Annotated in this window: 12 protein-coding genes and 1 pseudogene; 9 read left to right on the top strand and 4 right to left on the bottom strand. The window is 67.0% G+C overall.

Annotated features, from left to right (window positions below; all coding sequences use genetic code 11):
• Positions 1 to 36: 36 nt before the first annotated feature.
• Positions 37 to 738, bottom strand: a complete 702-nt coding sequence (locus tag STRTUCAR8_RS45280) for a DUF5324 family protein (protein ID WP_006383251.1) — start codon at positions 736 to 738, stop codon at positions 37 to 39.
• A 389-nt stretch (positions 739 to 1,127) separates the two neighbouring features.
• On the opposite strand from STRTUCAR8_RS45280, the gene STRTUCAR8_RS45275 reads away from it, so the two are divergent.
• Together STRTUCAR8_RS45275 and STRTUCAR8_RS45270 are read left to right on the top strand one after the other, a co-directional pair.
• The gene (locus STRTUCAR8_RS45275; protein ID WP_006383249.1) at positions 1,128 to 1,661 is read left to right on the top strand and encodes a peptidylprolyl isomerase; all 534 of its coding nucleotides are present in this window, start codon (positions 1,128 to 1,130) and stop codon (positions 1,659 to 1,661) included.
• A 167-nt stretch (positions 1,662 to 1,828) separates the two neighbouring features.
• Positions 1,829 to 2,725: a rhomboid family intramembrane serine protease gene (locus STRTUCAR8_RS45270; protein WP_006383240.1), complete on the top strand. Its 897-nt coding sequence runs from the start codon at positions 1,829 to 1,831 to the stop codon at positions 2,723 to 2,725.
• Positions 2,726 to 3,079: 354 nt separating this feature from the next.
• Here STRTUCAR8_RS45270 and crgA read toward each other — a convergent pair whose 3' ends face one another.
• On the bottom strand, positions 3,080 to 3,334 hold the full coding sequence (crgA, locus tag STRTUCAR8_RS45265; RefSeq protein ID WP_006383246.1) for a cell division protein CrgA: 255 nt from the start codon (positions 3,332 to 3,334) through the stop codon (positions 3,080 to 3,082).
• Positions 3,335 to 3,476: 142 nt separating this feature from the next.
• Between crgA and STRTUCAR8_RS45260 the strand changes: the two genes are divergently transcribed.
• Genes STRTUCAR8_RS45260 through STRTUCAR8_RS45235 form a run of 6 tightly spaced genes read left to right on the top strand, consistent with a single transcriptional unit; the run spans position 3,477 to position 8,035 of the window.
• Positions 3,477 to 4,256: a DUF881 domain-containing protein gene (locus STRTUCAR8_RS45260; RefSeq protein WP_006383252.1), complete on the top strand. Its 780-nt coding sequence runs from the start codon at positions 3,477 to 3,479 to the stop codon at positions 4,254 to 4,256.
• Positions 4,257 to 4,290: 34 nt separating this feature from the next.
• Positions 4,291 to 5,007, top strand: a complete 717-nt coding sequence (locus STRTUCAR8_RS45255; protein ID WP_006383243.1) for a class E sortase — start codon at positions 4,291 to 4,293, stop codon at positions 5,005 to 5,007.
• Between the two features lie 44 nt (positions 5,008 to 5,051).
• Positions 5,052 to 5,234: a hypothetical protein gene (locus tag STRTUCAR8_RS51465; RefSeq protein WP_164315836.1), complete on the top strand. Its 183-nt coding sequence runs from the start codon at positions 5,052 to 5,054 to the stop codon at positions 5,232 to 5,234.
• Positions 5,231 to 5,869, top strand: coding sequence for an aminodeoxychorismate/anthranilate synthase component II (locus STRTUCAR8_RS45245; RefSeq protein ID WP_006383248.1), 639 nt, complete (start codon positions 5,231 to 5,233; stop codon positions 5,867 to 5,869). The genes STRTUCAR8_RS51465 and STRTUCAR8_RS45245 overlap by 4 nt, the downstream gene beginning before the upstream one ends.
• Positions 5,866 to 7,266, top strand: coding sequence for a class E sortase (locus STRTUCAR8_RS45240; protein WP_006383250.1), 1,401 nt, complete (start codon positions 5,866 to 5,868; stop codon positions 7,264 to 7,266). Before STRTUCAR8_RS45245 ends, STRTUCAR8_RS45240 begins: the two co-directional genes overlap by 4 nt.
• 13 nt (positions 7,267 to 7,279) lie before the next feature.
• Entirely contained in the window at positions 7,280 to 8,035 is a 756-nt protein-coding gene (locus STRTUCAR8_RS45235; RefSeq protein ID WP_006383247.1) for a class E sortase, read from the top strand.
• A 131-nt stretch (positions 8,036 to 8,166) separates the two neighbouring features.
• On the opposite strand, the gene STRTUCAR8_RS45230 is transcribed toward STRTUCAR8_RS45235, so the two are convergent.
• Positions 8,167 to 9,165 carry a restriction endonuclease gene (locus STRTUCAR8_RS45230; protein WP_006383244.1) on the bottom strand — a complete coding sequence of 333 codons (999 nt, stop codon included), beginning with the start codon at positions 9,163 to 9,165 and terminating at the stop codon, positions 8,167 to 8,169.
• A 33-nt stretch (positions 9,166 to 9,198) separates the two neighbouring features.
• Positions 9,199 to 9,507, bottom strand: a complete 309-nt coding sequence (locus STRTUCAR8_RS45225) for a hypothetical protein (protein WP_006383245.1) — start codon at positions 9,505 to 9,507, stop codon at positions 9,199 to 9,201.
• 212 nt (positions 9,508 to 9,719) lie between these two features.
• Between STRTUCAR8_RS45225 and STRTUCAR8_RS55960 the strand changes: the two are divergent.
• Positions 9,720 to 9,826 (top strand): annotated as a pseudogene (locus STRTUCAR8_RS55960) (adenosine deaminase); the annotation flags it as partial.

The following is a 9,826-nucleotide window of genomic DNA, read 5'->3' as shown; positions in this document are numbered from 1 at the left end:
CACAGCGACCTCACCGACGACGCAACACGGGAACCGTCAGCGACGGTTCTCGTCGTCGTCCGCTTCCGACTCGGCCTCCTTCGCCTGGACCTCGGGATCCAGGACCGACTGACCAGTCCCGTCCACCGACGTCAGACGGCCCGTCTCGGGAACCTCGGTCGCGGCGGGCGGCTCCACCAACCAGTCGGGGTTGGCCTGCTTGTCCCACCACTTCCACGCGGCGAAGGCGCCGCCCGCCAGGATGCCCAGCGCGACCAGCCCCTTGGCGAGCTTGCCCGCCCGGGCCCGGCGCTGGTGCTTGCGAGCCAGCTTCCTGATCTCCTGCGGAGTGACCTGGCCACGCAGCGCGGCCAGTGCCGCGGCACCACGTGCGGCGGCCTCCTCTCGTACGGGTCCGGCTGCCGCGACCGCACGTTCCACGCGCGGCGCGGTGTAGTCGGCGGCCTGCCGGGCGGCCTTGGCGGTACGGACAGCGGCTTCATGGGCGGCATGGTCGACCTTCGGCGGCACATGCGTACGGGCCTGCTCCAGCCGCGGCGCGAGATGCGCGCCGTACTGGACACGGGCCTGTTCCGCAGCCTGGGACACCTTGGGCGCAAGCCGTACGCGTGCCTCGTGTGCGTACTGAGTGGCCCTGTCCTTGGCCGTGTCGGCGTAGGGCGCCACCACGTCCGCGGCGTGCAGGACGCTGTCCTTCGCCGAGCCGGTAGCGGCGCGCACGCTTTCAATGCGGGTCACGGGATCCTCCTCCTCGGTGGCGTACGGTATTCGACTCTCCACCCTTTTACGGATCATGCCCGGCAATACGCCGTGAGGCATGCGAGGGCGGGCATCCGGGTCATGGACGGCCGGTCACACGGGACTGATGGCACCGAACCGATCGCAAGTGACAGTGGATGAAGATCACAGGCAATAGGGATGAATACAGGGCAACGGGAGCTTGTCGTCGACAATGCCACGGATCCCTGCCCCGCGCCCCCGTCCCGTGCCTACTCGACCGGTTTTCTCCCGAGCGGCGGAGCACAAGCGAAAGTGCCGGATTTTCTCCCGGCGGAAGGTGTCGGGCGACGCACGACGTCGGCCGTGCGAGGATCGGGGCGTCACAAGAGGACAACGGAAGGCAGACCGTGGCTGAGCAGCTTTACGCCACCCTGAAGACCAACCAAGGCGACATCGAGTTCCGGCTTCTGCCGAACCACGCGCCCAAAACGGTCCGGAACTTCGTCGAACTCGCCACGGGCGAGCGCGAGTGGACCAACCCGGAGACGGGCGAGAAGTCCACGGACAAGCTCTACGACGGCACGGTCTTCCACCGGGTGATCAGCGGCTTCATGATCCAGGGCGGTGACCCGCTCGGCAACGGCACCGGCGGTCCCGGCTACCAGTTCGAGGACGAGTTCCACCCGGACCTCCGTTTCGACAAGCCGTACCTGCTGGCCATGGCCAACGCCGGCCCGGGCACCAACGGCTCGCAGTTCTTCATCACCGTCTCCCCGACGGCCTGGCTGACCCGCAAGCACACCATCTTCGGTGAGGTCACCGACGCGGCCAGCCAGAAGATCGTGGACGCCATCGCGACCACGGCGACCAACCCGCGCACCGACCGCCCGGTCAACGACATCGTCATCGAGTCGGTCGTCGTCGAGACCCGCCAGAGCTGAGCCCCGGGAGCCTCTCCCACCGGCACTTTCCCCGGGATCCTCCGCAGGGACACCCAGGGAACCAAACGCCCCGCCCATCCGTAAGGATGTGCGGGGCGGTGCATTGCATACGACGACGCATCGGCCCCTCTGACGGATCGATGGATTGACGGATTTTGGGGGAGCTCATGGATCAGGCGCCAGGCAGCCCGCAGGGCCCGCAGGACGCCCAGAGCCTGCCCACCTGCTACCGCCACCCGGACCGAGAGACAGGCATCCGCTGCACCCGCTGCGAACGCCCGATCTGCCCCGAGTGCATGGTCAGCGCCTCCGTCGGCTTCCAGTGCCCGGAGTGCGTGCGCAACAGCTCCGGAACCGGCCACGCGCCGAGCGCCACCACACCGCGCACCATCGCCGGCGGCACCATCGCGGCCGACCCCCGACTCCTCACCAAGATCCTCATCGGCCTCAACGTCGCCCTCTACCTGCTCCAACTGTCGATCGGCGACGACTTCACGCAACGTTTCGAACTCGTCGGCCGTGCCTCCTACGAGTACCTCGGCCCCGTGGAGGGCGTCGCGGAGGGGCAGTGGTACCGGCTGCTGACGTCGATGTTCCTGCACGGCAGCCTCATGCACATCGTCTTCAACATGCTCAGCCTGTGGTGGCTCGGCGGGCCTCTGGAAGCCGCCCTCGGCCGCGCCCGCTACCTCGCGCTGTACCTGGTCTCCGGCCTCGCGGGCAGTGCGCTGACGTATCTCCTCGAAGCCCCGACCACGCCGTCTCTCGGTGCCTCCGGTGCCATCTTCGGCCTCTTCGGCGCGACCGCCGTCCTGATGCGCCGCCTCAACTACGACATGCGGCCGATCATCGCCCTGCTGGTGATCAACCTGCTCTTCACCTTCGGACCGCTCAACATCGCCTGGCAGGCCCACATCGGCGGCCTGGTCGGCGGAGTCGTCATCGGCTACGCCATGGTCCACGCCCCGCGCGAGCGCCGGTCCCTGATCCAGTACGGCGTCTGCGCGGTGGTCCTGGTCGCGGTGGTCGTCATGACCCTGATCCGTACGAGCCAGCTCGTCTAGCTCGGCCGGTCCGTGGTCCCGTCCGGCGTCCAGCTCGTCCGACCTGTCACTGAGTGCCTGTTGTCCACAGTGCGTGGCCTTACCTGTGCATAGTGTGCGGGAACAGCTGTGCCCCCTGTCACCGACCGGAGTTTTCCCAGGTCAGGCAGGGGGCGAACAAGCTTGCGATAGCCGGTGTGTCAGTCGTACCGGCGTCAACACTCGATTAGTTATCCACAGATCGTCGTCTTTTCCCCAGGTGGGGTGTGGAAAATCAATCATGGCTGTGGATAACTCAGTGGAAAGCCCTGGGTAGAGCCTTGTTCACCCCAAGGCAACCGGCTGGCCGACAGGGGCTGACCACCGAGGGCACCGCTACTTCCACTGTGTGGAGACACCGAATCCGGCGGCGATGAAGCCGAAGCCCACCACGATGTTCCAGTTGTCCAGTGAGTCGATCGGCAGCGTGCCGTCGGTCACATAGAAAAGGACGATCCAGGCCAGACCGATGAGGAACATCGCCAGCATGACCGGTGCGACCCAGCCGCGACTGTTCAGTTTGATGGCCGTCGCCTGCTTGGCGGGCGGCGGCGTGTAGTCGGCCTTCTTGCGGATACGTGACTTCGGCACGAGGGTCTCTCCTGTCGATGCGCTGCGTGGCCGCGCAGGTAACTGGGTCGGGCTCCGGGGCAGCGTACAAGGGGACACGTGGTGCTCCCCCGGGCGTCCGTTAGCGTAGTGCTTCCGCGGCGCCGAAGGAGATAAGGGTACGTTGAGCAATTCTGCCGACTTCCCCGGGACGGATCCCAGTCCTGCCCGTAACCGCCGTTTCCGCCCGGTCCGGGTGCTCACCGCGGGGGTCTTCGCCCTCGCGGGGCTGATTTTCTTCACGAGCTTCGACACGGCCAAGGGCACGAACATCCGCACGGACGCCTCCCTGCTGAGGCTCTCGGACCTCATCCAGGAGCGCAGCCACAAGAACGGCCGGCTCGACGAGTCCAACGCGGCCCTGCGTGACGACGTCGAGGCACTCGCCGAGCGCGACGACGGCAGCACCGAGGCCGAGGACGCCAGACTGGCGGCGCTGGAGAAGGCCGCGGGCACCCAGAAGGTCAAGGGGCAGGCGCTCACGGTCACGCTCAACGACGCCCCGCCGAACGCCACGGCCAAGCTCCCCGGCTATCCCGAGCCCCAGCCCGACTACCTGGTCATCCACCAGCAGGACCTGCAGGCCGTGGTCAACGCCCTGTGGCAGGGCGGGGCCAAGGGCATCAAGGTCATGGACCAGCGACTCATCTCCACCAGCGCGGTCCGCTGCGTGGGCAACACCCTGATCCTCCAGGGACGCGTCTACTCACCCCCGTACAAGATCACGGCGGTCGGTGACCCCGAGCAGCTGAGGGGCGCGCTCACGGCGTCCAAGGCGATCCAGAACTACATGGTGTACGTCAACGTCTACGGGCTCGGCTGGCAGGTCGACGAGGACGGGACGGTGACTCTGCCCGGGTACTCGGGCACAGTGGACCTGCACTACGCGAAGCCTGTGGAGTAGCCGGAACAGCTGGTAGCTCACCGCTGGGGGGCCTGTGTCGGGGCGTGTCATCGTCAGGACGGTCAGTGAGCTGTGCGTCACGGTGGGCACGCTGATCGTGCTCTTCGTGGTGTACGTGCTGTTCTGGACGGGCGTGAAGGCCGACGACGTCATGGACGACCAGATCCACCAGTTACAGGAACAGTGGTCGAACGGCGCGGTGACACAGACGCCGCCGGTGAGGGCGCCCAGTCCCGCGAGCACCACGGTCCCGACCGGTCTGAAGCCACCCGCGCCCTACACCCCGGCCAAGCCCTTCGCGATCATGTACATCCCACGGCTTGGTTTCACGTGGAACAAGCCCGTGCTCGAAGGCACGAAGACGAGCACCCTGAAGAAGGGCCTCGGCCACTACGCCACCACCGCGCGGCTCGGCCAGGAGGGCAATTTCTCGGTCGCCGGCCACCGGCGGACGTACGGCGATCCGTTCAAGGACTTCCCGAGGCTGCGGCGCGGGGACGCGGTGGTGCTGACGGACGGGACGACCTGGTTCACGTATCGGATCGACAAAGGCCCCTACAAAACCGTGCCCACGGACATTGAGGTGATCGATCCTGTGCCACGTAAGAGCGGGTACACGCGTTCGGGGCGTTATCTCACGCTGACCACGTGCGATCCGGAGTGGGGACACAGTCATCGGCTGATCGTCTGGGCGCACCTGGATTCCACACAGCCTGTGGAGGCCGGGAAACCCGCGGCGCTGCGCCGTTAATCTGGTGGGGTACGGCGTGAGTCCGGTGCCGCGAGTCGGGTGCCGTGGGCGACGGAAGGGACGGCATGTACGGCTGGATCTGGCGGCATCTGCCAGGGAACGCGTGGGTGAGGGCGTTGCTCTCCCTCGTGCTGGCGCTGGCGGTTGTCTACGTGCTCTTCCAGTACGTCTTCCCGTGGGCCGAACCGCTCCTCCCCTTCAACGATGTGACGGTGAACGACCAGTGAGCGCCCGGATTCTCGTCGTCGACAACTACGACAGCTTCGTCTTCAACCTGGTCCAGTACCTGTACCAGCTGGGTGCCGAGTGCGAGGTGTTGCGCAACGACGAGGTGTCGACGGCGCACGCGCAGGACGGCTTCGACGGGGTTCTGCTGTCGCCGGGCCCGGGTACGCCCGAGGAGGCCGGCGTCTGCATCGAGATGGTCCGTCACTGCGCGGCGACCGGGGTGCCGGTGTTCGGGGTGTGCCTGGGCATGCAGTCGATGCAGGTGGCGTACGGCGGTGTGGTGGACCGTGCGCCCGAGCTGCTGCACGGCAAGACGTCCCTCGTGGAACACGAGGGCGGGGGCGTCTTCGCCGGTCTGCCGAGCCCGTTCACGGCGACCCGCTACCACTCCCTGGCGGCGGAGCCGGAGACGGTTCCGGCCGAGCTCGAAGTGACCGCTCGTACGCACGACGGCATCATCATGGGCCTGAGGCACCGTGAGCTTCCGGTCGAGGGTGTGCAGTTCCACCCCGAGTCGGTGCTGACGGAGCACGGTCACCTGATGCTGGCCAACTGGCTGGTGGAGTGCGGTGACCGGGGTGCTGTGGCGAGGTCTTCGGGGCTCGCCCCGGTGGTGGGCAGGGCCACGGCGTGACCGCCCTGCGCCCCGAGCGCGAGTCCGGCTCCGCCTACGGAGACACCGGCGACCAGGCAACCTCGTACGGGCAGCAGCAGCCGTACGAGGTGCCCGGCGCGTTCGAGGCGGCGGTGGACGGGATGGCGGACCCGCTGAGCGACCCGTTGCCGGGGCAGCGGAACGATCCTCCGCCGCCGGGTCGTGGGACCGGTCGGCGGCGCCGGCGCGGTCATGCGCGGCCCTACGACGCCTCGGCCGAGAGCGGGGCGTCGGAGCACCGGGACCCGGGGCCCGAGTCGGAGTACGACTCGCGGGGGTACGCGCAGGACTGGCAGGTGGGTGTCTACGAGGAGCAGGTGCCGTACGCACCTCCCGCCGCCCCTCCGGTGACGCCCCCCGCGCCCCCTGCTGTCGTGCTCCCGCCGGTCGACGAGGAGACGGTGGCGCTGCGGCTGACGGACCTGCCGGCCGATCTGCGGCCCGAGGCGCCCCGAATAGCCGACGGGGGCGCGGGGTCGGCGACCTCGGCCGCCGCAGAGGCCACAGGCGCCTCTGAGAGCCCTTCTGCGGCCGGCGGGCGCGCGGCCCGCCGGAAGGCCGCCAAGGCCCGCCACGGGCGCCCTGAGGGCTCGCAGGAGGTGTCCGAGGCTTCGGAGGGGTCGGTTGCGTCGACCGGTGACGCGTCGGCGGGAGGAGCGCCTCTCTCGCGGGTCGCGGCGCGGCAGGCGGCGCGGGCGCAGAAGCCGGGCATGGCGGTGATGGCGAGCCGGGCGATCGGTGAGGTGTTCATCACCACCGGTGTACTGATGCTGCTGTTCGTGACCTACCAGCTGTGGTGGACGAACGTCCGGGCGCACGCGCAGGCCGGGAACGAGACGACGAGCCTCCAGGAGGACTGGGCGAGCGGGAAGGGCGCGCCGGGGGCGTTCGAGCCTGGGCAGGGCTTCGCCATCCTCGACATCCCCAAGCTGGACGTGGTGGTGCCGATCGCGGAGGGCACCAGCAAGAGCAAGGTGCTGGACCGGGGGATGGTCGGCCACTACGCGGAGGGCGGTCTCACCACGGCGATGCCGTCCGCGTCGACCGGCAACTTCGGGCTCGCGGGCCACCGCAACACGCACGGCGAGCCGTTCCGGTACATCAACCGGCTGAAGAAGGGCGACGCGATCGTCGTGGAGACGCAGGACAAGTACTACGTCTACAAGATGGAGTCGATCCTGCCGGTGACGTCGCCGAGCAACACGAGCGTGCTGAACCCGATTCCCAATGGCTCGGGTTTCACCAAGCCCGGCCGCTACATCACTCTCACGACGTGTACGCCGGAGTTCACGAGCAAGTACCGGATGATCGTGTGGGGCAAGATGGTCGAGGAACGGCCGCGCAGCAAGGGCAAGCCGGATGCGCTCGTGCAGTAAGGGCAGATGAAGAGTGGCAGCGACGACGGACCAGGACGAGCAGACCGCCGGCGCCCCGGCTTCCCCGTCGCAGGCCCGCCCACGGCGCAAGGGCGGCAAACTGGCCTCCGCGGTGAGCCTTTTCGGCGAACTGCTCATCACGGCGGGCCTGGTGCTCGGCCTGTTCGTCGCGTACTCCCTGTGGTGGACGAACGTCGTCGCGGACCGTGAGGCGAACAAGCAGGGCGACCAGGTACGCGACCATTGGGCGGACGGTTACGCCGACACAGGCCCGGGCGCGCTGAACACCAGGGACGGCATCGGCTTCCTGCACGTGCCGGCGATGAGGAACGGCGAGGTTCTGGTCAGGAAGGGCACGTCGTCAAAGGTCCTGAACGACGGCGTCGCCGGCTACTACGTCGACCCGATCAAGTCGGCGCTTCCCCAGGCGAAGCAGGGCAACTTCACGCTGGCGGCTCACCGGGACGGCCACGGCGCCAAGTTCCACAACATCGACAAGCTGAAGAAGGGCGACCCGATCGTCTTCGAGACGAAGGACGACTGGTACGTCTACAAGGTCTACGCCACCCTTCCGGAGACCTCGAAGTACAACGTCGAGGTCCTGGCGCAGGTCCCGAAGGAGTCGGGCAAGAAGAAGCCGGGCCGCTTCATCACCCTGACCACCTGTACGCCGGTTTTCACGTCGGAGTACAGGTACATCGTGTGGGGGGAGCTGGTGCGGGTGCAGAAGGTGGACTCGAAGCGGACGGTTCCCGAGGAGTTGCAGTGAACTGACAGACTCCTTGAAGGAGGGCTGTCGTTAGCATGACGAAGGCCCGAAGCCGCAACCTTCCTTTGCGGCTTCGGGCCTCTTGCGTCGCCCCGTTCCTACTCCAGGACGTTCAGGGGTTCGCCCGCACTTCACTCCTCCAGCGCCCCGCGGTGTACGGCGGTGATCCCGGCCTCTGTGGCGATGCTCAGCGCCTCCGGGGTGAAGGGGCACGTCGCCACGTAGAGCGCCACTTCCGCGCGGTACAGCACCTTGGCCGAGCCGACGAACTTCTGCATGTCAGGGCTGGTGATGTTGAGGTAGGGCGCGAACCTCTTGCACTGGACGACGAGGCGTCGTCCGTCGGCGGTGAGCGCGATGATGTCGACGCCGCGGTCTCCGTGACCGCCCTGCACGACGACGTTGGTGCAACCGTCGCGGCGCAGCAGTTTGGCGACGTGGTGCTCGAACGTGCGGCCGTTCATGGCGTCCATGGCTGCCATGACTCCGATGGCCGGCCGGTCGTTCCGGGTTCCTTCGAGCCGTAGCAGCCGGGCGTGGTGCTGGTGGAGCCGCCTTTCGATGCGCTGGACGCCCGTCCGCAGGGCGACGAGCTCCTTGCGGTGCTCGCCCGACGTCTCGATCAGGGCGTTGAACATGGGGACGACGGTCTTGCCGAGGATGTGGGTGATGCGCTGGTCGATGCGGTCGTCGAGGGAGGGTGTGTCCGTCCGGACCGGGTTTTCCACAGGCTGCGTGCGCGCCAGGTACTCCATGTCCAGTAGGTACACGCGTACCTGACGTGCGACTTCGCTGTCGCGGAGCAGCATGGCGGCGTTGAGGACGGCGCGGCGGGAGAAGAGTGCGAGAGACGCAGTGCGCGACTGGATCCCACTGAGCTCCTTAAAGGAGCTCAGTTCTGAACCTGTCAAGACTCGGTATCCGTTTTCTTCCAGTTCCGCACGGTGGTCGAGTACGAGAGAGCGAATGGCCTTGAGGCCCACCTGAAAGTAGGTCGCCACCATCGCCGTCGTCACATGCATCCCGTCCGGCAGCAGTGACAGTGCCTTCACCCTGTCGAGCACATCCGTACGTTCCAGTGCAGTGTCCCGGAGTGCCTTCGACTCCAGCAGCGCCGTTTCGTTGACCACGTTCCGTTTTCTCCCCAGCTCGTGGATTTTTGCTCATATGTCCAATGAGTCCAGGCATACGAAGTTGTGGTCGGATTTCGTACACAGGTATAGGTGAGCATCAGCAGTGTTCTCAGGTGCCGGGCTCACCCACATGACAAGTGAGAACGGTTCTCCGAGCAGGGCATCGTTCACGTCACGCCGCCGAAGCTGCTCGTTGCCGTTGCTGACGCTCTGTAGCGCGACCTGCGTGCTGCCTGGGTCGTCGACCCTTCCGATCTGCGTGGTCGTCGTGGAACCTGTGACTGCCTGGAGCGAGGTCGCGATGACTTTGCCGACCTGGTTTTCGGCGTCGCTCTCCATCCCTGGCGGCGGGACTCCTACGGACCTGTGGATAGCTCTCGGGATAGCGAGACAACGTGTCTCCCTATGTCGCAAAGCATGGCGACGTTGAGGACTGCTCGGCGCGGTCAGAGGGGCAGACTGGAGCGGCGCTTTGGATAACTACCGGATCAGGAACTCAAGTTGAGGAAAGTGATGTACCTCACGCAGTTTTGCTAAGAGGCAGCCGAGAGAGTGCAGGCCCCCGTCTGGGCGGTCTGATCCCGGCGCTGGAGATCATCCTGGACGCGGTGGAGACGGCCGGCCGGGAGACCGGGATCGGGATGCGGGTCCTGGTGGC

Origin of the sequence: Streptomyces turgidiscabies Car8 (assembly GCF_000331005.1) — a bacterium.
Lineage (GTDB): Bacteria > Actinomycetota > Actinomycetes > Streptomycetales > Streptomycetaceae > Streptomyces > Streptomyces turgidiscabies.
The sequence above is the reverse complement of the archived record's forward strand: the minus strand, read 5'-3'. Positions and strand labels throughout refer to the sequence as shown.

What these genes read in the sequence shown, in the direction of transcription:
- STRTUCAR8_RS45270 (WP_006383240.1), top strand. Translation starts at nt 1,829, where the DNA reads ATGGATCAGGCGCCAGGCAGCCCGCAGGGCCCGCAGGACGCCCAGAGC.
- STRTUCAR8_RS45225 (WP_006383245.1), bottom strand. Translation starts at nt 9,507, where the DNA reads ATGGAGAGCGACGCCGAAAACCAGGTCGGCAAAGTCATCGCGACCTCG.